At 69.5% G+C, this 21,112-nt stretch carries 25 protein-coding genes and 1 pseudogene; 14 read left to right on the top strand and 12 right to left on the bottom strand.

Annotation, left to right across the window (positions count from 1 at the left end; translation table 11 throughout):
- Positions 1-185 precede the first annotated feature (185 nt).
- The 3 genes from AB0L06_RS34970 to AB0L06_RS34980 all read left to right on the top strand — a co-directional run bounded on the left by AB0L06_RS34970 (position 186) and on the right by AB0L06_RS34980 (position 4,730).
- Positions 186-2,402 (top strand): MMPL family transporter, encoded by a 2,217-nt coding sequence (locus AB0L06_RS34970; protein ID WP_500235457.1) that lies wholly within the window; start codon positions 186-188, stop codon positions 2,400-2,402.
- An 82-nt stretch (positions 2,403-2,484) separates the two neighbouring features.
- On the top strand, positions 2,485-3,216 hold the full coding sequence (locus AB0L06_RS34975; protein WP_500235458.1) for a response regulator transcription factor: 732 nt from the start codon (positions 2,485-2,487) through the stop codon (positions 3,214-3,216).
- On the top strand, positions 3,213-4,730 hold the full coding sequence (locus tag AB0L06_RS34980) for a sensor histidine kinase (RefSeq protein ID WP_500235459.1): 1,518 nt from the start codon (positions 3,213-3,215) through the stop codon (positions 4,728-4,730). Before AB0L06_RS34975 ends, AB0L06_RS34980 begins: the two co-directional genes overlap by 4 nt.
- A 220-nt stretch (positions 4,731-4,950) precedes the next feature.
- Here AB0L06_RS34980 and AB0L06_RS34985 read toward each other — a convergent pair whose 3' ends face one another.
- Both AB0L06_RS34985 and AB0L06_RS34990 read right to left on the bottom strand, forming a co-directional pair.
- Complete coding sequence (locus AB0L06_RS34985) at positions 4,951-5,175, bottom strand: hypothetical protein (protein ID WP_500235460.1); 225 nt, start codon at positions 5,173-5,175, stop codon at positions 4,951-4,953.
- Positions 5,172-5,585 carry an ATP-binding protein gene (locus tag AB0L06_RS34990; RefSeq protein ID WP_500235590.1) on the bottom strand — a complete coding sequence of 138 codons (414 nt, stop codon included), beginning with the start codon at positions 5,583-5,585 and terminating at the stop codon, positions 5,172-5,174. Before AB0L06_RS34990 ends, AB0L06_RS34985 begins: the two co-directional genes overlap by 4 nt.
- Positions 5,586-5,738: 153 nt before the next feature.
- On the opposite strand from AB0L06_RS34990, the gene AB0L06_RS34995 reads away from it, so the two are divergent.
- The 3 genes from AB0L06_RS34995 (at position 5,739) to AB0L06_RS35005 (ending at position 7,054) form a co-directional block, all read left to right on the top strand.
- Positions 5,739-6,539, top strand: coding sequence for a helix-turn-helix domain-containing protein (locus tag AB0L06_RS34995; RefSeq protein ID WP_500235461.1), 801 nt, complete (start codon positions 5,739-5,741; stop codon positions 6,537-6,539).
- Positions 6,536-6,721: a DUF397 domain-containing protein gene (locus AB0L06_RS35000; RefSeq protein ID WP_500235462.1), complete on the top strand. Its 186-nt coding sequence runs from the start codon at positions 6,536-6,538 to the stop codon at positions 6,719-6,721. Before AB0L06_RS34995 ends, AB0L06_RS35000 begins: the two co-directional genes overlap by 4 nt.
- A 147-nt stretch (positions 6,722-6,868) precedes the next feature.
- Positions 6,869-7,054, top strand: coding sequence for a DUF397 domain-containing protein (locus tag AB0L06_RS35005; protein ID WP_500235463.1), 186 nt, complete (start codon positions 6,869-6,871; stop codon positions 7,052-7,054).
- Positions 7,055-7,129: 75 nt separating this feature from the next.
- On the opposite strand, the gene AB0L06_RS35010 is transcribed toward AB0L06_RS35005, so the two are convergent.
- Positions 7,130-7,618: a hypothetical protein gene (locus AB0L06_RS35010; protein ID WP_500235464.1), complete on the bottom strand. Its 489-nt coding sequence runs from the start codon at positions 7,616-7,618 to the stop codon at positions 7,130-7,132.
- Positions 7,619-7,939: 321 nt separating this feature from the next.
- Between AB0L06_RS35010 and AB0L06_RS35015 the strand changes: the two genes are divergently transcribed.
- Positions 7,940-8,461, top strand: coding sequence for a hypothetical protein (locus tag AB0L06_RS35015; RefSeq protein ID WP_500235465.1), 522 nt, complete (start codon positions 7,940-7,942; stop codon positions 8,459-8,461).
- A gap of 7 nt (positions 8,462-8,468) precedes the next feature.
- Here AB0L06_RS35015 and AB0L06_RS35020 read toward each other — a convergent pair whose 3' ends face one another.
- From AB0L06_RS35020 to AB0L06_RS35035, 4 genes and pseudogenes are all read right to left on the bottom strand, one after another.
- Positions 8,469-9,239, bottom strand: coding sequence for a hypothetical protein (locus AB0L06_RS35020; RefSeq protein ID WP_500235466.1), 771 nt, complete (start codon positions 9,237-9,239; stop codon positions 8,469-8,471).
- Positions 9,240-9,348: 109 nt separating this feature from the next.
- Entirely contained in the window at positions 9,349-9,660 is a 312-nt protein-coding gene (locus AB0L06_RS35025; RefSeq protein ID WP_500235467.1) for an immunity protein TriTu family protein, read from the bottom strand.
- Between the two features lie 26 nt (positions 9,661-9,686).
- Positions 9,687-9,815 (bottom strand): annotated as a pseudogene (locus AB0L06_RS35030) (IS110 family transposase); the annotation flags it as partial.
- Positions 9,816-9,987: 172 nt separating this feature from the next.
- On the bottom strand, positions 9,988-10,950 hold the full coding sequence (locus AB0L06_RS35035; RefSeq protein WP_500235468.1) for a GlxA family transcriptional regulator: 963 nt from the start codon (positions 10,948-10,950) through the stop codon (positions 9,988-9,990).
- Positions 10,951-11,070: 120 nt separating this feature from the next.
- Here AB0L06_RS35035 and AB0L06_RS35040 point away from each other — a divergent pair, with 120 nt between their 5' ends.
- The gene (locus tag AB0L06_RS35040) at positions 11,071-11,709 is read left to right on the top strand and encodes an HD domain-containing protein (protein WP_500235469.1); all 639 of its coding nucleotides are present in this window, start codon (positions 11,071-11,073) and stop codon (positions 11,707-11,709) included.
- A gap of 24 nt (positions 11,710-11,733) precedes the next feature.
- On the opposite strand, the gene AB0L06_RS35045 is transcribed toward AB0L06_RS35040, so the two are convergent.
- The 3 genes from AB0L06_RS35045 to AB0L06_RS35055 all read right to left on the bottom strand — a co-directional run bounded on the left by AB0L06_RS35045 (position 11,734) and on the right by AB0L06_RS35055 (position 15,568).
- Positions 11,734-12,147 carry a hypothetical protein gene (locus tag AB0L06_RS35045; protein WP_500235470.1) on the bottom strand — a complete coding sequence of 138 codons (414 nt, stop codon included), beginning with the start codon at positions 12,145-12,147 and terminating at the stop codon, positions 11,734-11,736.
- Positions 12,148-12,333: 186 nt separating this feature from the next.
- On the bottom strand, positions 12,334-14,652 hold the full coding sequence (locus AB0L06_RS35050; RefSeq protein WP_500235471.1) for an ABC transporter permease: 2,319 nt from the start codon (positions 14,650-14,652) through the stop codon (positions 12,334-12,336).
- Between the two features lie 169 nt (positions 14,653-14,821).
- The gene (locus AB0L06_RS35055) at positions 14,822-15,568 is read right to left on the bottom strand and encodes an ABC transporter ATP-binding protein (RefSeq protein ID WP_500235472.1); all 747 of its coding nucleotides are present in this window, start codon (positions 15,566-15,568) and stop codon (positions 14,822-14,824) included.
- 192 nt (positions 15,569-15,760) lie between these two features.
- Between AB0L06_RS35055 and AB0L06_RS35060 the strand changes: the two genes are divergently transcribed.
- Together AB0L06_RS35060 and AB0L06_RS35065 are read left to right on the top strand one after the other, a co-directional pair.
- Entirely contained in the window at positions 15,761-16,912 is a 1,152-nt protein-coding gene (locus AB0L06_RS35060; protein WP_500235473.1) for a sensor histidine kinase, read from the top strand.
- Positions 16,909-17,592 carry a response regulator gene (locus AB0L06_RS35065; RefSeq protein WP_500235474.1) on the top strand — a complete coding sequence of 228 codons (684 nt, stop codon included), beginning with the start codon at positions 16,909-16,911 and terminating at the stop codon, positions 17,590-17,592. Before AB0L06_RS35060 ends, AB0L06_RS35065 begins: the two co-directional genes overlap by 4 nt.
- Positions 17,593-17,621: 29 nt before the next feature.
- Here the strand turns inward: AB0L06_RS35065 and AB0L06_RS35070 are convergent, their stop codons facing one another.
- Positions 17,622-17,906 carry a helix-turn-helix transcriptional regulator gene (locus tag AB0L06_RS35070; protein ID WP_500235475.1) on the bottom strand — a complete coding sequence of 95 codons (285 nt, stop codon included), beginning with the start codon at positions 17,904-17,906 and terminating at the stop codon, positions 17,622-17,624.
- A gap of 87 nt (positions 17,907-17,993) precedes the next feature.
- Between AB0L06_RS35070 and AB0L06_RS35075 the strand changes: the two genes are divergently transcribed.
- Positions 17,994-18,785: an alpha/beta fold hydrolase gene (locus AB0L06_RS35075; RefSeq protein WP_500235591.1), complete on the top strand. Its 792-nt coding sequence runs from the start codon at positions 17,994-17,996 to the stop codon at positions 18,783-18,785.
- 213 nt (positions 18,786-18,998) lie between these two features.
- Here the strand turns inward: AB0L06_RS35075 and AB0L06_RS35080 are convergent, their stop codons facing one another.
- Positions 18,999-19,283, bottom strand: a complete 285-nt coding sequence (locus AB0L06_RS35080; RefSeq protein WP_500235476.1) for a YciI family protein — start codon at positions 19,281-19,283, stop codon at positions 18,999-19,001.
- Positions 19,284-19,340: 57 nt separating this feature from the next.
- Between AB0L06_RS35080 and AB0L06_RS35085 the strand changes: the two genes are divergently transcribed.
- The 3 genes from AB0L06_RS35085 (at position 19,341) to AB0L06_RS35095 (ending at position 21,101) form a co-directional block, all read left to right on the top strand.
- Positions 19,341-20,003 carry a Crp/Fnr family transcriptional regulator gene (locus tag AB0L06_RS35085; protein ID WP_500235477.1) on the top strand — a complete coding sequence of 221 codons (663 nt, stop codon included), beginning with the start codon at positions 19,341-19,343 and terminating at the stop codon, positions 20,001-20,003.
- A 60-nt stretch (positions 20,004-20,063) separates the two neighbouring features.
- On the top strand, positions 20,064-20,582 hold the full coding sequence (locus tag AB0L06_RS35090; protein WP_500235478.1) for a hypothetical protein: 519 nt from the start codon (positions 20,064-20,066) through the stop codon (positions 20,580-20,582).
- Between the two features lie 105 nt (positions 20,583-20,687).
- A complete protein-coding gene (locus tag AB0L06_RS35095) occupies positions 20,688-21,101 on the top strand; it encodes a nuclear transport factor 2 family protein (protein WP_500235479.1) in 414 nt (137 codons plus the stop codon).
- Positions 21,102-21,112: the final 11 nt, after the last annotated feature.

Genomic DNA, 21,112 nt, shown 5'->3' on the forward strand with positions numbered 1-21,112 from the left:
GATCGGGGGGTCGGTGGCCGTGGGTTGGCCACTGTTGGTCCGGTAGGGGCGTTCCGGCTCTCAGAGAACTCACAGAAACGCACCGGAACCGGTCAGGCTCGGTTGGCACTCTCGGGCGGTCGAGCGCGGTCGGAGGGACCGCCGTTCGGCGTTCCCGTGACCGTGATCTGACTGGAGCCCTGTCTGTGGCGACTCTGTTGTACGCGTTGGGACGGTTCTCGTTCCGGCGCCGCTGGTTCATGGCGGTGCTCTGGATGGGCCTGCTGGTCGCGGCCGGTGTGCTGGCCGCCCGCGCTCCCGCCGCGCCGCCGACCGACTTCTCCATGCCGGGCACCGAGGCGCAGCGCGCCTTTGACCTGCTCGACCAGCGCTTTCCCGAACTCAAGGCGGACGGCGCGACCGCGCGGGTCGTGTTCAAGGCCGAGAACGGCAAGGTGACCGACGCGCAGGCGCGGAAGGACGTCGAGGACACCGTCCGCGCGCTCGGCCACGCCCCGCAGGTCGCCCGCGTCACCGACCCGTTCAGGACGGGATCGGTGAGCCGGGACGGCTCGACCGCGTTCGCGCAGGTCTCCTACAAGGTCTCGTCCTCGGAGATGGAGGACGCGTCCCGCACCGCGCTCCTCGACACGGTCGATCACGCCCGTTCGGATCGGCTGGCCGTGGAGGCGGGCGGCAACGCCGTGTCCACGCACGCGGGCGGGCATTCGTCGGAGAGCGTGGGTCTGCTGGTCGCGGCGATCGTCCTGGTCATCACGTTCGGGTCGCTGGTGGCGGCCGGGTTGCCCCTGGTCACGGCGCTGCTGGGCGTCCTGGCGGGGACGAGTGCGATCAAGGCGCTGTCCAGCCTGCTCGGGCTGGGGTCGACGACCGCCGCCCTGGCCTCGATGCTCGGGCTGGCGGTCGGCATCGACTACGCGCTGTTCGTGGTGTCGCGGTACCGAAGTGAGCTGGCCGAGGGCCGGAACCGCCAGGAAGCGGCGGCGGTCGCGGTCGGCACAGCCGGTTCGGCGGTCGTGTTCGCCGGGCTGACCGTCGTGATCGCGCTGGCCGGGCTGGGCGTGGCCGGGATCCCGGTGCTCACGCAGATGGGGCTGGCCGCCGCCGGGACGGTCGTCCTCGCGGTGCTGATCGCGATCACGCTGGTGCCGGCGCTGCTGGGCATCGCGGGACGGTGGATCGGCCCGGCCCGTCCGCGCCGCCACCTCCGCCGCGGTGAGAACGCCGCGGCACGTCCGGCGATGGGCCTGCGGTGGGCGCGGTTCGTGACGCGCCGTCCGGTCGCGGTGCTGCTGTTCGGCATCGCGGTGCTCGGAGTGATCGCCATCCCGGCCGCGTCGCTGAAGCTGGGGCTGCCGGGGGACGAGGCCAAGCCGACGTCCAGCACGCAGCGGCGCGCCTATGACCTGGTCGCGGACGGTTTCGGGCCCGGCTCGAACGGGCCGCTCACCCTGGTCGTCCAGGCGAACGGCGGCAGCGGCGGCAGCGCTGGAGCGGCGGCGAAGAGCGTCGCCGACCGGATCCACGGCATGCACGGGGTCGCGTCGGTCGGGCAGCCGCGGCTGAACCCGTCCGGCGACACGGCCGTGCTGAGCGTCGTGCCCACGACCGGGCCCGGAACCACCGACACCGCCGACCTCGTCCGGGCGCTGCGTGCGCCCGACCTGGCACGCGACGCTCACGCACGCGTCCTGGTGTCCGGGACGACCGCGATGAACGTGGACGTCTCGCAGAAGCTCAGCGACGCGCTGCTCCCCTACCTCGCGTTGGTCGTGGGGCTGGCGTTCCTGCTGCTCATCGCCGTGTTCCGGTCGCTGCTGGTGCCGTTGAAGGCGGCCCTCGGGTTCCTGCTGTCGATCGGCGCGGGACTCGGCGCGGTGGTCGCGGTCTTCCAGTGGGGCTGGCTCGGCTCCCTCCTGGGCCTGGACGACCCGGGCCCGGTGATGTCCATGACGCCGATCTTCATGGTCGGCGTGGTGTTCGGCCTGGCCATGGACTACGAGATGTTCCTGGTGACGCGGATGCGCGAGGCCCATGTGCGCGGCCGCTCCCCGCTGGACGCGTGCGTCCACGGCCTGGAGCACGGCGGCCGGGTGGTCACCGCCGCCGCGCTGATCATGATCGCGGTGTTCGCCGCGTTCCTCGGCGCGGACGACCAGATGATCAAGACGATCGGGTTCGGGCTGGCCGCGGCCGTGCTGTTCGACGCCTTCGTCGTCCGGATGACGCTCGTGCCCGCCGTCCTGGCGCTTCTCGGCGAGCGCGCGTGGCGGCTGCCGCGCTGGCTCGACCGGTTCGTCCCGAATCTGGACGTTGAGGGCGAGCGCCTGCCCATCGCCCGACCGGAGCCGGTCCCAGCACCGGCGCCGGAGGTCGGCCGGTGGCCGACGCACACCCCCTGACCTGCCCGCTTGCCGCCCACGACCGCAGGGCATGATCTCTACTCGACAGGCCGAACCACCACCCGAGGCGGACAGAACACCCATGTCGGCATCGACAACGCCGTCCCGCGCCGACAGGCACAAGGACCACCTGCTGGTCGTGGACGACGAACCGACCGTCCGCGAGCTGCTGCGCACCGCGCTGCGCTACGCGGGCTTCGAGGTGGACGCCGCCGCGACCGGCCGGGAGGCCCTGGACCTGGCTGCGGCGCGTCCGCCCGACCTGGTGCTGCTGGACGTCATGCTCCCGGACATGGACGGCTTCGAGGTCGTCCGGGAGCTGCGCGCCGGTCCGCGCGACGCGATGGGCGGGCAGGTTCCCGTCCTGTTCGTCACCGCGCGCGAGGACCGTCGCGACCGCATCCACGGCCTGGAGATCGGCGGCGACGACTACGTCACCAAACCGTTCGACCTGGAGGAACTCATCGCGCGGATCCGCGCGGTGCTGCGCCGCACGCGCGGCGAGCCGCCGCCCCGGCTCGTCGTCGGCGACCTCGAACTCGAACCCGACGGCCACCGCGTCACCCGCGCCGGACGGACCGTCCGGCTGTCCCCGACGGAGTTCCGGCTCCTGCACCTGCTGATGGTCAACGCCGAACGGACCCTGTCCAAGAGCCAGATCCTGCTGAGCGTCTGGGACTACGACTTCGGCGGCGACCCCAGCATCGTCGACACCTACATCAGCTACCTGCGCCGCAAGGTCGACACCGAGGAGCCCAAGCTCATCCACACCGTGCGCGGCGTCGGCTACGTCCTGCGGGGACCACGGCCGTGACACGCGGACGGCCGCTCTGGCGGATGTCGCTGCGCACGCGGCTCCTCTGCCTGTCCATCGCGCTGGTCGCGGTGGGCCTGCTGGCCGCCGGCGCGGTCGTCACCTTCGGCATCAGCAGCTACCTGCACGGACGGCTGAACGACCGGCTCGTCCTCACCGGGGAGATCGCCGCCCGCGTCTCGTTGCCGCCCACCACCAGGAACCGGGCGAGCCTCCCGACACTGGGCGTCCTCGGCGACACGACGATCACCTTCGTGGACGACCTGGGTTCCGTCCAGCGCGTCTACGACGCCGGAACCTCCCTCCCAGGCGGCGGCCCGAGACTCCCCCGGCTCGACCGGGCCGCCGTCACGGCCAGGAACGGGCGCCCCTTCACCGTCCAGGCCCTCGAAGGCGACCACGAATGGCGCGTCGTCGCGTTCCCCCGCCCCGGCACGTCACTGCTGGGTCCACAGGAACAGGGCGTCGTGTCCGGGAGCGTCGCGGTCGCCACGTCCCTGGACGAGATCCAGCGGACGGTCGCCCGCACCGGCTTCTACTCCCTCACGGCAGGCCTCGGGCTACTCGCCGTCCTCACGGCCGCGGGCTGGTTCGCCGTCCGCTCCGGCCTGCGCCCGCTGACCCGCATCGAGGAGACCACCACCGCGATCGCGTCCGGCGACTACTCGCACCGCGTCCCCGAACTCGCGGGGCCGCGCACCGAGGTCGGCCGCCTCACCGCCGCCCTGAACCGGATGCTCGCCGAGATCGACGCCGCCTTCCGCGACCGCGCCGAGGCCGAGGCCCGCACCCGCCGCTTCTTCGCCGACGCCAGCCACGAACTCCGCACACCCCTCGTCGGCATCCGCGGCTACACCGACCTCTACCGCCTCGGCGCCCTCCCCACCCGCGCGGACATCGACCGCACCATGAACCGCATCGCCGGAGAGTCCGCCCGCCTCACCCACCTGGTCGAGGACATGCTGCTGCTGGCACGCATGGACGAGGCCGCCCACCACCCCCACGACGGCACCGCCTTCGATCTCGACCTGGCCCCCATGGACCTGCGCACTCTCGCCGCCGACGCCCTCCACGACGTCCGCGCCCTGGACGCCACCCGTCCGGTCTCCCTCACCGGTCCGGCCGGAGGACGCCCGTCCAGCGCCCCCGCGCTGGCGGACGAGGCCCGCCTCCGCCAGGTCGTCACCAACCTCGTCGGCAACGCCGTGGCCCACACCCAGCCCGGGACGCCCGTCCGCATCGGCGTGGGAACCACCGGCGACCACGCCGTCCTCGAAGTCGCCGACCAGGGCCCCGGCCTCACCCCGGAAGAACGTCGCCACGTCTTCGACCGCTTCTACCGAACCGACGACTCCCGAAACCGCACCACCGGCGGCTCCGGCCTGGGCCTCCCCATAGCCCAGGCCCTGGTCACAGCCCACAACGGCCGCCTAGACCTGATCACCGCCCCGGGCAAGGGCGCCACCTTCCGCATCCTCCTCCCCCTCCTCAAGGACACCGCCTCGGACGGCTGACCTCCGACAGGCGAGAGCCCCAGCGAGGACGCGACGTCTCGCGGGGGCTCTCTGTTCGGGCTCCGCTCGACCAAACGGAGCCCTTTCCCTGTCCGCTCCCGGCGCACGCTTCCCCGGTCTCTGATGACCCGTGCACCAGGGAGTCGGACGGGGCTGGCGGGAGGCCAACGGGGTCGACGCGGGACGGGTGTGGATTGCGGACCCTCGCCGGCCTCCCTGTCTAGGCGGGCAATCGCAGGTCTTCGAGGACCTTCGCGAACGCCTCGGGATCGGCGTCGCCCAGGGCCTGGACGAACCCGTCGCACGAGCTGGCCGAGATGAGGATGGGTCCCTCAGCGCGCCAAATGCCCCGACGGCACAGGTGGATGTCCCACGCGGGGAACATCCGCCGGAGCACGACGAGGATGACGGCCCGCGCCGGGACGATCCCGTCCACTCCGGTCACGGCACCACCACGTCCAGAGCGGCCCAGACGATCTTGCCGCCACTGTCCCGGAACGCCCATCCCCAGTACGCGGCCATCCCCTCGACGAGGGCGAGACCCCGGCCCGAGAAGCCGTCCAGGGTGAGGGACTTGGCCTCGGGACGCGCGTCACTGTCGTCCTCGACCTCGATCGTCGGCCGCCCGTCCTCCGCGATGTACACGCGCATGAGAATGCTCGCGGTCTGCGTGTGTTTGACGGCATTCGTGATCAGCTCTGTCGCGATCGTTTTCGCCACATAAACGACATCCCGATCGCCTATGCCGATCCCATTGAGCACCTCACCCAGGAAATCACGCGCGCCCTTGATGTCCTCCAGTTCGTCCCGGCCGATCACCACCTGAGGCGTCGGACAATCCGGCGCAATCTGCACAGACAAGCCGCCCACCCTCCCTCCGTGACGTTTTTCTTCTGCCACTTCGGTGATATCCCTTGACTTTGTGGACGGGCAATCGACTAGCGTGATTCGTCGTAAGGCCGAAAGCCATGAGAGATCGTTGTCGCCCCAGTCAAAGGATCTTCACTCATGCCCCCTCGCCGCCAGCGGCCCACGACGGAGCCCGCCCTCAAAGCGTTCGGCAGCCAGATGAAGCGCTACCGGACCAAAGCGGGCGTGGTACAGGAATCCATAGCCACGCGAACACACACAAGCGTCTCGTTCGTCTCCCTGGTCGAGACCGGCAAGCGCCCCTGCAAGCGGGAGTTCACCACGGTCGTCGACGAGCTGACCAGAGCGAATGGAGCCCTCCTGGAACTGTGGGAGGACCTCTACCGAGACGGAAGCCCGGTCCCGTCATGGTTCCTCGACTGGTCCGCCATCGAGGGCGAAGCCACGGCGCTCATCACGTGGGAACCGGTGATCGTCCCAGGCCTCCTCCAAACCGAGGCCTACGCGCGCCAGCTCCTCACAAGCGAGGACGCCGTCAAGAACCGGCTCGACCGGCAATCACTCCTCACCAGGTCCGAGCCGCTCCCCATCTCCTTCACAGCGCTGTTGTCTCCGACGGTTCTCTCGAACCCCATCGGGACTCGCGAAACGATGCAGGAACAGCTGGCCCACCTGTGCGCCATGGCAGAACTCCCGAACATCTCGGTCCAGATCGTGATGCCCGCAGGCCGTCCCGTCGGAGCCGGAGGAGCTTTCGTCGTCGCTACCCTGCCGGACCTGAGCGCGGTAGCATATATGGATACCGCGATCCGAGGCATTACGACCGATGCCCGCGACGACCTCAGCAACCTGTCGGAAACTCTCAGACATCTCCAGTCCAGAGCACTCCCAGAGAACATGTCGATCGACATGATTCGAAAGGCACATGAGGAGCTATGAAGCAGGGCACCCCGCAATGGAGAAAGAGCAGCCACAGCGCCGACAATGGCGGCAACTGTATCGAGCTCGCTGACACCTCGACCGTCGTGAGCGTCCGCGACAGCAAGGACCCCGAAGGTCCCCGCCTCACCATGACACGCGAGAGCCTCGCAGCCCTCACGGAGATCATCAAGGACAGCTGAAAAACCAGAACAGCAACACCTCTCGTTCCGTCGTACGACGGAACGAGAGGCGTTCTTCTTTTGCCGAGACGGGCCTGGACGGCCCAGAGCATGGGTATCGACAGGGGGCACCCGCTGGTCTACATACCCAGGAAGGAGCCGCACACCATGCAGCATGGCATTCTCTGCTGGAGAAAGAGCAGCTACAGCGGCGAGAACGGCGGAAATTGCATCGAACTCGCCAACTTCACTCGCGTTGTCGGCGTCCGCGACAGCAAGGACCCTGAGGGCCCCCACCTCACCGTGACGCGCGAGAACCTCGCAACCCTCACTCAGATCATCAAGAACGTCTGAGTCACGAACACAGAAACGCCCCCGCTCCCCCATCACGGGCGGAACGAGGGGCGTTCTTCATTTGGAGGCGTCTGGTCAGGGGTGCGTCCGTCGGCGGTACGACCAGGCACACACCCCCAGGGACCCGCCCACCCCGCAAAAAGCCAGGACTCCGGCGACGGCGATCCAGGGTGTGAGGCTCGGTCCATCGTCGGCACTCCCCCCGGCAAGCGCGAAGACTGCGGCGAGCAGGCCATAGGGCACGAAGAACACCGCGCCCGACCAAGCAGGAATCAGCAGGCTCAGGCTGGGCAGCCGTCTTCCCCAATCCCAGGCAAGTGCCAAGACCAGAACGGCGCCCACCGCCGCCAGCAATGCCGTGAAATCCAGGCCGTGTCGCTCCATCCAGATGACCGCGGACGGTGCGCCGTTCTTGCGGAACTCGGCGACCATTTCCCACTCCGGAGGCATGCCCGCCCGGCCGCCACATGCCCAATATGTCTTGATCGTCGCATAAGGCGCCAGCGACAACGCCCCGGCCCAGCCCACCCGGCGGACCACTCGCGTCTGAAGCGAAAAGCTCATGCCCGAAACGATCTCCGAACGGCCCCACCCCGCACCTCCCCCACGCGACCACACAGCCTCCCCCAACAGGGGGAACCCATCAGCCCGACACAGAGAGCAGTCCGCCGGTCGGCGGGTTGACACCCAGCCATCACACTCCTGTAGATCGCTGCCCCCAAGACTGAAATGGGTCAACTAAAGCTGATATGCGCCATTTGCGAAGGAATGGCCACTCGTGGCCACTTGCACTTGGGTGACACTTCTTGACGACTGTTCATTTGTGCTGCAAAACTCGCATTTCTCATTCGGGGATCTTGGTTCGACAAATGCGGGAGGTAGCACATGCGACAGCAGCGTCGGGGTTCCGCGGCGGGTCTGCGGCGGAAGCTGGCTGTGGTGGGGGCCGTGGCCGTCATGGGTGTCGCCGGCACCATGGCGACGGCGGAGGCGGCGACGCCCGCCGGGGCCGCGGCCCCGGTCAAGTACAAAGTCGACTTCTCGTCCCGCTCCGTGGCCCGCGGCACCAGGGTCATCCACTGCGAGATCCGGTTCATCGGCGACCACGGCGGCATCCCGCACAACTCCGGTCACGTGCACGGCACCGTCAACGTCCGCACCGGTGTGACCTGCACCCAGCCGCTCCGCATGATCCGCGGGAAGGTCGGCCTCTTCAGCAACCGCGGAAGCAAGATCAAGGCGTTCGGCAGCACCGGGGCGCGCACGGCCAAGGGCAACGCGGCGCTCGTCTGCAGGACCGGCAAGTACCACGGCGAAGCCGTCGCCACCCTCTACGCGCCCGCCGGATACTCCCCGAGCGTCATCACCGTTGGGAAGAGGACCCCGACGGTGTCCATCCACTGCTGACGCCGAACTACCGGTTGACCTCGTCGCTGTCCGCCCACACCGGGTCGGTCACATCGACCTGGACGGCCTCCAGGCGCTCGTCCGCCAGTATCTCGGCAATGAGCGCCGCGGGCCCCCCGAGGTAGGTGGAGTCCAGATCCGTTTCCGTCGTGACGCACCACGCCCGGTCATCGGGCCAGAACAGGTTGGGTGACTGCGGAAAGAGCGGCATCGCGAGTTCCCCGGCGGCGTCAAGAGGGCCCTCGAGCAGGAGATATGCGCGTTCCGGCAACTCCACTCGAGGGCCTTCGACTATTTCCGGCGGGAACTCCGGCGGAAGCACGTCGGGCTCCCACTCTTCACTCGCGTCCGCCGTGAACGTGGCGGTCGCCCCCTCCGAGGACGGCCCGTACCCGTCCCAGACGCAGAACCAGCAGCGACCGGCCGACTTGGTGTGCCTGGTGAGGATTTCGCACAGCGCCGCCAACAGCTCCGGAGCCAGCGACCCCGGGTCGGGCTCCTCCACCCACGGCCGTGCGACGGCCGTACGCGGCACGGGCCCGGCCAGCGACTGGAACTGCACCCGCGGATGCACCACCCCGCCCGTCCACGCAGCCACCTGTGCCCAGGTCACCGGGCTCCTGTCGGCCGCGTAGGCCGGGTGCAGGATCCGCGCGTACGCCTCGAAACCGTGCGGCACCAGACCGCCCACCCCGGATCCGAACGGCCCGACGCCGGCGACCACCCAGTCGGTCGGGCTGACATCGCCGCACGGAGAAAGCCGTGAACGCCGAGCCATCACCCGGACCTCCGATCGCGCATCTCCCCGCCCGTCCTCGCACAGTACGCCCGTCCGGACCTGATCCGTCGGCGCGCGCAACTCCTCGGTGGGGTCCCTATAGCTTTCGTCAAGCAGTGGGGTGCTTGCTGAGTAGCTCTGTGAGTTTGTCGAGGCAAGCGTTCAGGTCTTCCAGGGTGGCGAGGTCGTAGTGGATGCCCGTCGTGGCATCGGTGGTGGGATGACCGAGATCGAGTTCGGCTTCTCCGCTGGCCCAGACGGTGAGCTGGGCGAGGCTGTCGGCGTTTTCGCAGATCACCCCGGTCGCGGGCTTGTCGGTGGGGGGCCCGGTGATGAGCTGCCACTGGATGCCCGCTGCCTCCCAACCTGGTCCGCAGTTTTGGATGGCGGTGGTGACCAGGTCTGGGGTGAGCTCACTCATGTTAGTGATCTTCTCAGGCGGTGGTGTCAGGCGGCCTGAGCAGCTGGTCGGCGTGCTGGTAGGTAGGGCTGCTTGTCACGGAGCATCGCGAACAGGACGTCGCTGCGGCGGCGGGCGAGGCAGATGAGCGCAGCGTTGTGTCTCTTGCCCTCGGCGCGTTCGGGTGAAGCCGGTGCTCAAGCCCCTCATCAGCGGTCCGTCGATGCCTCCGGGCCCGGTGACACCACCCCCCCGGATCATGAACAACAAGGGGGGAAGTCATGCCGGAGCCGAAGGCCGGAAGCTCCGTTGCGGAGCCACGAAAAGGAAACGGTGGGGGCGGAGTTCTTAGTCGGCTCGGTTCGTTGTGGTGAATCGCTGCCGGTAGACGCTCGGGGGCATTCCGAGGCTGGTCACGAACACGCGGCGCATCGTCTCCGGGTTCTGGAAGCCTGCTCGCTGGGCGGTGACGGCGACGGACTCTCCCCGCAGAAGCAGCGTCTTCGCCGTCTCCAGGCGGACCTGCTCCACGAACTTGACCGGAGACATTCCGATCTCGGCCTGGAAGAGGCGTGCGAGGTGCCGGGGGCTCACACCCGCGATCGCGGCGAGGTCGGCCATCCCGTGCGGGGCCTCCGGCTTAGCCGACACCGCTTCCAGCACACGTCTGACTCCGGCCTGGGTGCCCGGCGACACGTCCAGCATCGCGGAGAACTGCGACTGCCCGCCGGGACGGCGCATGTAGACGACGAGTTGCCGCGCGACGTCCCGGGCCGGGTCGGGGCCCTGGTCGGCCTCGATGAGTGAGAGCGCGAGGTCGATCCCCGACGAGACTCCGGCGGACGTGTGGAACGCGCCGTCCCGCACGAACAGCGCGTCCGGGATCACCTCGGCCGTGGGACAGATCCGCGCGAGCAGCGCCGCGTGCGCCCAGTGCGTCGTGACCCGCCGGCCGTCCAGCGCGCCGACGGACGCGAGAAGGAACGCCCCCGTGCACACCGAGGCGACCCGGTCCGCGACGTCCACCAGGTGCGAGGTCGCCGCGCGCAGCTCCGCGTCCACGGGAGCGGTCGGCAGCGCGTCGCCTCCAGGGATGATCACCGTGTCGGCGTGCGTGACCTCCTGGGCGGCGCGGCCCACCTCGATCCGGGCTCCGATCGACGTTCCGACCGGGCCCCCGGAAGGAGAGACATAGCTGAGCTCATACCCCGAACCGGGCTGGGAGGCCTCCGCGAACACCTCGGCGGGCCCCGCGACGTCGAGGTGCTTCACGCCCTCGAACACGAGGAACACGACCTGATGAAGGTCCATGCCCCAATGATGTCCAAATCTGTGGGGTCATTGTCAATCTAGACACCCCTCCCCAGGGTCACGCCCGGCGAGACTCTGAAGAGGGGCTCATCCGACGAGCCCAGCCGGAAGGAGGCGAACATGGCCGAGACCATCGCGGGGATCACGATTCCCGACACCGCCCTCGTGCGCGAGATCACCGAGTACGTCCGTGACCAGGAGAGCGACCTGCTCTACGACCACTCGCGCCGGGTGTTCCTCTTCGGAGCGCTCATGGGGCAGCGGCGTGGACTCGACGTCGATCTTGAGCTGCTGTACGCCGGGGCGATGTTCCACGACCTCGGCCTCACCGACGCCTACCACGACTCGGCGCTGCGCTTCGAGGTCGACGGGGCGAACGCCGCCCGCGACTTCCTCACCGACCGCGGCGTCGAGGCCGACCGCGCGACCGCGGTGTGGACCGGCATCGCCCTCCACACCACGCCCGGCGTGCCCGAGTTCATGGTGCCTGAGGTCGCGCTCGTGACCGCCGGGGTCGAGACGGACGTGCTCGGCATCTGGTACCACGACATCACCGACGCCCAGCGTGAGTCCGTGACCGCCGCGCACCCGCGCCCCGACTTCAAGAACCGGATCCTCGCGGCGTTCACCGAGGGCAACGTCCGCCGTCCGGAGACCACGTTCGGCAACGTGAACGCCGACGTCCTCGCGCACTTCATGCCCGGCTACCAGCGCGAGGACTTCGTCGAGATCATCCGGAAGAACCCCTGGGCCGAGTGACGGCCCGTTGTTCCCTGACCAAGGTCAGGCGGGGTCGTCGTAGGGTCGGCGTGCGAGGCCGCCGTCGCACCACAGGTCGTACTCGAACGTCTCCGGATTCGCCATCAGCGCTCGGGTCCGGCGCGCCCAGGTCGCGGTCACCGGCTCGTCCAACTCGTCCGCCAGCCGCAGCAGCGATTTGAGATGCTCGCGCGTCTTGAGGCTGTACTTGGAACGCACGGCGTCGCCGGAGATGACGTAGAGCGCCCCGAGGAAGAAACCTCGCTTGGGGCATTCCGGATCGGCCACCAGGCCCGGGAGCACTCGGGAGACGTCCACGCTGTCGAGCATGAGGTCGAAGTCCTGCGTCGGCGCGTAGGCGTCCGGGTCATAGGCCCACCGGACGACCTCCTCGGCCGTGGGGTCGTAAGGGTCGGCGAAACCCGATGTCGACTGCATCGCGATGCTCCTGAGCGAACCGGTACCGGCCGGAAGCCCCGGCCACGGTGATCTTAGGGCCCGGCGCATCGGCTCTCCTGCCGGAATGCCGACCTCCCGGGGGTATCGACCGGGGGAGGTCGGCGTTCCGTTCTTGCTGCGCCGTGCAGTGCCCAGCACCGCTCTTACGGCGGCGACCGGCGGCTTCTACTCGGTCCGCAGCGCGGTGGCGGTTCGGGAGCGTGCCGCCCAGACGGCCGGCAGCAGCGCCCCGAGCAGGGCGATCACGATCCCGCCGGCCAGCAGGGGGAGGAGCAACCCGGCGCTGTAGGTGTGGGTCACGCTCGGCGGCAGGTGGCGGCCGATCGCGTGCCCCATCCGGGTCATTGTCGCCTTCTCCACCGCGACCCCGATCGGTACCCCGATCAGCCCGGCGATCAGGCCGGTGAACGTCACCGAGGTCAGGACCATCGCGATGGTCTGCTTGGGTGTCATCCCGAGGGCCTTGAAGATCCCCAGGTCATGGACCCGCTCCCGGGTCTCCTGCACCACGGTGTTCAGCACCCCGAGCGCGGCGACCGCGATCAGCATCAGCGTGAGCGTGGCCACCAGGGCGCCCATGATGACCACCACGAGGTTGGTCCCGCCCGAGCTCGGCTCGACCGAGGCGTTCAGCGGGGTCAGCGCGGCGGCGGCCGACTTGGACCAGTCCGATGCCTTGACGTTCGAGGCCAGATCGACGTTGAACATGTCGATGCGCGGGGTCAGACCGGCGGCGCTGAAGGTGGCCGCATCCGTCATGACCGTGTAGTCGCCCAGATTGGTGTCGAACTCGACGCCGACGACCTTCAGTGACGTTCGCTTGTTCCGCTGCATCACGGTGACGTTGTCACCTACGTGGATCCCCACCGTCATGGCCAGCTTGTCGCCGACGACGGCCTCGCCGGGCGCCGAGTACCAGCGGCCGGACACCAGCTGCAGGCCCGTCCAGGAGAAGTCGCCGCTGACCGTGAACACCTTCGGCGTTTCGCCGCCGGGCGGCGCGCCGACCATGGTCGCACCGCTGTCACCCCAGCCGAACGCGGCCTTCGTGCCCGGGGTCTTGGCGAGCGCGGCGGCCACCCTGGGGGCGTCCAGGTACTGGTGGCGCGGGTCGTTGGGGCCGTAGCGACCCAAGGACTTGCCTACGTCGGCCGTAGGTATCACGTACGCCGACGCGTGGTTGAAGCCTGCGGTGTTGACTTGCAGGTACTTGCTGAACCCGGCCTCCAGCCCCACCGCGAAGGTGAGGGTCACCGCGCCGAGCAGCACCGCCGCCCCGACCAGTACGGCCCGGGCCGGCTTCGCGAAGGGCTGTGCCAGTCCCAGCGACATGGCCCGGGGCAGCGGCAGCCGCGAGGCCAGACGCTGCGCCGTCCGACCGCGCCCGGCCTTGGGGGTGCGGCCGACCAGCAGGGCCTGGACCGCCGGCATGCGGCCGGCCCGCAGTGCCGGGATCGAAGCCGTGACGCCCACGACCAGCAGGGTGCCCAGCGCCACCACGGCGCTGACCCACAACGGAATCGTGGCACTGGGCGCGCCGAGCTGCTTGGTGGCCTCGTCCAGGATCGGCACGGCCAGGAGGTTGCCGAAGACCGTGCCGAGCACCACGCCGACTGTCGCCGGGATCATGGCCTGCGCGGTGTAGGCGCGGACCACCTGCGAGGGGGTGAAGCCCAACGACTTCAGAATCCCGATGCGCCGGATCCCCGCGGCCACGGCCCCGCTGACCACGATCGAGATGATCAGCACCGACAGGATCAGCCCGAAGATCCCGAAGGCGACCAGGAACGGCACGTAGGCCTTGGCGTTGCCGCTCACCTGCCATTCCGAGGTCAGGTACGACTGTCCGGCCTCGACCGTGCCGGGTGGCGCGGCGGCGGCCACCGCCTGCTTGTCGGTGGCGATGTCGGCGTCGGTCCCGGCCTTGGCGAACCGGTAGAGCATCTGCCTGTCGGATTTGGCCCCGGCGGCGGTGAGCCGCGCGAAGCCGTCGGCGGTGGCGAAGGCGGTCGCGCTGCTGGTCACCGAATTGGCGAAGCCGACGACCTTGAACGACGGTTTGCCCTGCAGGGAGGAGAACACCACCGAAGAGCCGAAGCAGTCGACGGCATAGTGCTGCGACGGCAGGGCGATCTCGCCTGGGCCCGTCGGCCAGCGCCCCCGGGTCAGCGCCAACTGGTCCATCCCGGAGGTGCTGCCCAGGTCGGGCCGGGTGGTGACGGTGAGCGGACCGTTGTCGTGACCGGCCCAGGCCTGCTTGGGGCAGTCGGTTCCGATGGTCGTGTCCAGGGCGGCGGCGATCGGGTGCGGACCGCCGGCCTCGGTGACGCCGGCGGCGTGCGCGGTGGCGGCGGCCTGCGCGGCCGTGACCTTCGAGCCGTTGAACTGGACCGCCAGGTGCGCCCCGTTCCGAGTACTGAAAGCGTGCTCGAACGGGGCCTGCACGACGGTCAGCAGACCGAGTGAGAGTACTGACGACGTCACCGCGGTGAGCGTTGTCAGGGCCATGACGAGGGTCTGGACCCGACGTCGTCCCACGCCGGAGCGTACGACCTTACCGAGGGCACTCACCGGCTCACCGCCGGCAGCGGACGGGCCATGGCGTGGAATCCGGCTTCGAAGAGGCGCCGGGGCAGCGGAGGCTTGCGCAGCGTCATTCGACCGCTCCCGCCGGACGGGGCAGCGACGAGTAGGTGGCCAGGCCGGCACTGCGGCCGCTGTTGACGACGTCCCGCTCGACCGCACCGTCCACCAACTCGATCGTGCGACGCGCGGTGCTCGCGGCCAGCTGCACGTCGTGGGTCACCAGCAGGATGGTCTGACCCTCGCTGTTCAGGTCCAGCAGCAGTTGGCGCACGTCGGCGGCCGAGCTCGAGTCGAGCGCGCCGGTGGGCTCGTCGGCCAGCAGCAGCGCCGGCTTGTTCATCAGGGCCCTGGCCACCGCCACCCGCTGCCGCTGCCCCCCCGACAGCCGCTGCGGATAGGCCTTGGCCTGCCGCTCGATGCCCAGCGTGCCGAGCAGCTCGGCGGCCCGGCGCTTGGATTCGCCCTTGCCCATCCCGGCCAGCTGCGCCGGGATCATGACGTTGTCCAGGACGGTCAGATCGTCGAGGAGGTTGAAGAACTGGAAGACCATGCCGATGGACTCCCGGCGGTACTTCGCCGAACCGGCCTCACCGAGCCGGTCGACGCGCGTGCCGTTGACCGTCACGGTGCCGCTGGAGGGCCTGTCCAGACCGGCGATCAGGTTCAGCAGGGTGGACTTGCCGCTGCCGGAATGACCGAGGATCGCCACGCAATCACCGGGCACCACGGACAAGGTCACACCGGCCAGCGCGGGTGGGCCGTCGTCGTATTTCTTTGCCGTATCGACAAGATCGATCAAGGGCGCATTCGTCATGGCCTTGAACCTAGGAACGGAACGCCGTCCGTCGCGTCGGCCGGGGGATGTCACCGTTCCCAGGCCATCGGCCCGGCGGTGTACCCCGCGTACATCCCCGGGGCGACGCGCAGAGCCGAAGCCGCTGAATACGATCTGCGTGTGGAAGAGCTTCTCCAGCGTCTCTCGACATCGAGACCCGTGATCTGGCTGATGTCATCACAGGCCGTGGTGCCGGCCACCGCCTGCCTCTACGCGCTGGCGCTCTACAAGTCGATGGTCTCGCACTACGACGACCTGTACCGGTTCTCCAGCCTCGGGGACTTCCAGACGATGGGGCTGTGCGTCGTGCTCGCCCTTCCAATTCTGCTGGTGCGCCGTCTGCCGACGGTGGTCTTCGCGACGCTCCTGGGCGAATCGGTCCTCGGCGACATCCTCGGCGCACGGCCCTCGATCGTGTTCGTCCTGATCACCGCCTTGGGCGTGTACCTCGCCGTCCGGCGCCCGAAGGTCGCCGCCGTCGGCTCCGTCCCGGCCGTCGCGGCCGCGTACGTCAACGACCTGCACGTCCCCGGGCAGTCCGTCGTCGACGCGGCCCAGTGGGCCGCGCAGTACCCGTTGACGGTCGCGATCGCGTGGGTCTTCGTACAGGTGAACCGCAAACGCCGTGAATACCGCAAAGCCCTGCAAGAGCAGACCGCGGCCCGCGCCATCGTGACCGAGCGGCTGCGGATCGCCCGCGAACTGCACGACAGCGTCGCGCACAGCATCGGGATCATCACGGTGCTGTCGGGAGCGGCGGCGCGGGTCGTGGAGACCAGGCCCGAGCAGGCGCGGAAGGCGCTGACCGGCATCGAGACCACCAGCCGGGAGACGCTGCTCGAGCTGCAGCGTATGCTCGGGGCGCTACGCCGCGCCGAGCCGGACGACGCCATGCCGGAGGCCGCCCCGCTGGCGCCGGCCGGCAGCCTGGCCGACGTCCCGCAGCTCGCCAAACGCACTGCCGACGCCGGAGTGCGGGTCCACGTGAGTTGGCAGGGCGAGCAGCGTCCGCTGCCGCCGGAGATCGAACTGTCGGCCTTCCGGATCATCCAGGAGTCGGTGACGAACGTGGTGCGGCACTCCGGGGCGCGGACGTGCCGGGTCGCGGTCGGCTACGAACCGGAAGGAGTGACGATCGAGGTGGTGGACGACGGGGACGACGGTCCCGGCGGGCCGGGACGTCCGAGGCCCCCGGCGGCGGCCGGCGGAAGCGGCTTCGGCCTGCTCGGCATGCGCGAGCGGGTGACGTTGCTGTCCGGCCAGTTCAGCGCGGACCGGCGTCCGGAGGGCGGATTCCGCGTGGCGGCGAGGCTCCCGGCATGAGCGTGCGGGTGCTGCTGGTCGACGACCAGCCGCTGATGCTGGTCGGGCTCGGGATCCTGATCGGCGACACCGACGACCTGGAGGTCGCCGGGGAGGCCGGCGACGGCCGCGAGGCGGTGCGCCTGGTGCGTGAGCTGCGGCCGGACGTCGTGGTGATGGACATCCGGATGCCGGGCATGGACGGGATCGAGGCGACCCGGCAGGCGACCGCCGAGCCGGACCCGCCCAAGGTGCTGGTGCTGACGACCTTCGACGACGACGAGTACGTCTACGGCGCACTGCGCGCCGGGGCCAGCGGATTCCTGCTCAAGAGCATGGCCCTGAACGCGATCCTGGACGCGATCCGCGTGGTGGCGGCCGGCGACGCGCTGATCGCGCCGAGCGTGACCCGACGGCTGATCGCGGACTTCGCCGGAACGTCCGGCCCCGCGGCCCCCGAACCAGAGGCCGAGCCCGCCGCGGACTCAGGTCCCATCGCGGGGATCACCGACCGGGAGCGCGAGGTGCTGGCACTGGTCGGACAGGGACTGTCGAACACCGAGATAGCCGAGCGATTGGTGATCAGTGTGGCGACGGCGAAGACCCATGTCGCGCGCCTGTTCGCCAAGCTCGAGGCCCGGGACCGCGTCCACCTGGCGATCATCGCCTTCGAGACCGGACTCGTGCCGCGTAAACGGTAGGGCAGCACGCCAAACATCGAAGACGGTGGTCAGCGGCCGGTTCGGTAGCGGCCCGGGGTGGTTCCGATGATGTCGGTGAACGCCGCGATGAAGCCGCTGGGGTTGGCCCATCCACAGGCGTGGGCGGTCCGGGTGGTGTCGTGGCCGTCGGCGAGGAGCACGAGCGCGTGATAGACGCGGAGCTGCGTGCGCCATTCATAGAACGTCATGCCGAACTCGTTGCGGAACAGGCGGCTGAGGGTGCGGGTACTGGCTCCGATCCTCGTCCCGAGTTCGGCCAGCGTGGCGCTGTCCCCCGGTGTCTCGTGCAGCATCCGGGCGATGGCCTGGAGCCGATCGTCCTGGGGTTGCGGTAGGTGCAGTGGCTGTTCGTCCGCTTCGCGGAGTTCATCGACGAGGACGTGAAGGAGCCGAGCGCGCGCGGCACGGGTGTAGCCGGGCGTGGTGCCGTCGTAGTTCCGGGGACCGGTCAGGGCGAGCAAAACCTCGCGGGCGAGGTCGGACGCCAGGAACACAACGGTGCCTGGTGTTTCGAGAAGGTGGTCCCGCTGCTGGAGCGCGCCGGTCACACCGTCCACGCCCTGCCCCTGACCGGTCTCCGGCCGGACGACGACGAGGCGACGGTCGCGGCCGCCGACCTCGACACCCACGCGGACGACGTGGTGCGGCTCCTCGATGACGCCCACATCACCGACGCGACGCTGGTCGGCCACAGCTACGGCGGGATGGTGATCGCCGCGGCCGCGGACCGCGCCGGCGGCCGGGTCTCACGCGTGGTGCATCTGGACGGCTACGTCCCGCGCGATGGCGAGTCGTGCTGGTCGTCGACGTCCGAGGGCTATCGGCAGTCGTTCGTCGCCGGTGCCGCGGGCCTCGGGTATGCCGTCCGCCCGCCGGGCGACGGCGACGCCCGCCGCCGTCCTCATCCCCTCGCCTCGCTCCTGCAGAGGATCCGGCTCACGGGGGCGTTCGGCGAGGTGCCGCGCCGGGAGTTCGTCTACTGCTCGGGCTGGGAGGACCGGACGCCGTTCGCCGCACTCCGCGCCCGGCTCGACGCCGATCCCGACTGGCAGGTCCACGACATCCCGACCGTCCACAACGCGATGCGCGAGGCCCCGGAGGCGGTCGCCGCGATCCTGCTCGCCGAACGCGTCGTCGACACCGCGAGCGCTGGCGCGCACCTGTCGCGGTGACCGAACTCGAAGAACCACGGCCCGCTCCCCGGTCAGCCGTGGTGGTGTGCCGCAGCCGGAGGCGGGGCGAGAGGACGGCCACCACGTGATCGTCCAGCGCGCCCGTGCGGGCGGCTGAAGATCGTTTGGTGGCCGTCGGCCGCAGCGTAGCCCCCGGCCCGTGGCGGGCGCCATCGATGACCGATGGGCTCGACGACCGGCCGCCGCCCGGGCTCAGGTTCGTTCGTGAGTCAGCCGGTTCTGGCCGACCACCGGCGCCCACTCGCGGACGCCGAGCACCTCGACCCCGGGTGCCCTGTAGTACGGATCGGCTTCGAGCAGGCGGTCCAGTTCCTCCCATCCGATGGCGAAGACAAGGAGCGCACCTGTGTCATCCGCCCACGGGCCTGCGGCGATGAGACGGCCCTCGTCATGGAGCCGCTGGAGGATCAGACGGTGCGCGGGACGCGCCGCGAGGCGCTCTGGGGTGGCCGAGAAGGCCAGTTCGACGATCAGCATGCGCCCGAGGGTAGGTTTCCGAGGGTGTCGGGATCTGTATCAGTTGATACTGCGGCGGTGTGGCGCTCACTGAGCGCGATTCCGCTGTTCGCAGGGTTGTCGGACGGCCGGTTGCGCGTCCTCTGGGACGCTTCGCTCGCACGCGACCATCCGGCCGGACACGTCCTGCGTCATGCGGGCGATCCGGCGTCGCATCTCGTGCTGCTGCTCCGCGGCCGGGTGGCCGCCACCGCGACGACGCGTTCGGGTCGGGTCGTCCGCTTCGGCGAATGGGACGGCCCCTGCGCGCTCGACAAGGTCGCCGTGATCGACGGCCACGGGCACACCGCCACACTCACCACGCTCACGCCGTGCTCGGTACGGACCCTGCCGCGTGACCGTTTCCTGACCACGGTCGACGACGTTCCTTCCGTGCGCAGGCACGTGCTGCACGTCCTCGCCAGCCAAGCCCGGAGTCACCAGGAATCAGCCACCGACACCGCAACCCTGTCCGCAGAGGCCAGACTCGCGGCCTGGCTACTGAACAGCACCCCAACAGACGCACGCGGAACCATCGCCCTGCCAGGCACGCAGCAGATCCTGGCCGACCTCCTGGGCGTGACCCGGGTGACGGTCAACCGCACGCTCTCCCGCCTCCGCCGCGACGGCCTGATCGAGGTCGACCGCCACACCATCACCATCCTCGCCCCCGAACTCCTCGAACTCCGAACCCACGGCTGAGAACACGCAGCCAGGGGCGACCGGGCGGACACCGAGGCCATCTGTGGTCAGGGTGCGCGCATGTGGCGTGATGTTCTGACTTTCCTTGAATCGGTGAGCTTCGATGATCTGCTGATTCCGGGTTGGGTCGATCGCACCACCTCACCCCCGACCTACCGGCCGAGCGACTTCGACGTCTACCTGCGGGCCGACACCGGATTGCTCGAGTTCAGCTCTGTGGCCAGCCGTGGAGGCCTGCGCATCCGACTGACCGAAGCGATCGTCCACGCCGATGATCCTGACGATGAGTGGGGCGCTCTCAGCGTCGGTGGGCACTACCTGCCTCCGTCGGACTCGGCGCGCTGCACCGGCATGCGTCTGTTCACCAACGACCAGTCCGTCCCGGAGGACGGCGTCTTCCGCGCCGCGGAGATGACCTTCGCCGACACCTACAGGGTCTTCATCGACCCCTTCTGGGGCGACGGCATCCGCCTCAGCAGCGGCGCGACCCCCGACTCGTGGCTGGCCGAACAACGCTCGCCCGATCACGAAGGGATCTTCGGCAGCCTTCGAGAGTTCTCCTGGGAAGCGCCTGGCTGAGACATCGCCCGTCCAGCGTTCGGCATGGGTCGGCCGGAGGGCGCTGCGGGGGGTGTTGTCGGAAAGCTGCCAGCCCCTGCCGTTGTGCCTGCATAGGGTCGCGGCATGTCACAGGAGAGCCGCAGCATTGTCCAGGACGCATGGAAGGCGTTCGCCAGTCATGACGCCGACCGAATCGCAGCGGTCTTCACCGAGGACGCCGAATGGCTCGCGCCGGCGGGGAACGCCACTGCCGTCGCGCTTGAGGCGCCCAGCCACATGGTCGGCAGGAAGGCGATCGTGCGCTTCCTCTCAGAGGACTTCCCTCGGTTCTTCGTCAGCGACGTCACCGTCACCTTCCACGGGCTCTACGCCGATGGAGACCGTGTGACCGTGGAGGAGACCATGACGGCGACGCTGGCCAACGGCAGGCACTACGCCAACGACTACTGCTTCGTCTTCGAGCTCCGGGACGGCCTGATCCACCGGGTCCGCGAGTACATGGACACGGCCCGTGGGCACCGCATGGTCTTCGACTGACCGCTGAACCG

Origin of the sequence: Spirillospora sp. NPDC052269, from assembly GCF_040679435.1 — a bacterium.
GTDB lineage: Bacteria > Actinomycetota > Actinomycetes > Streptosporangiales > Streptosporangiaceae > Spirillospora.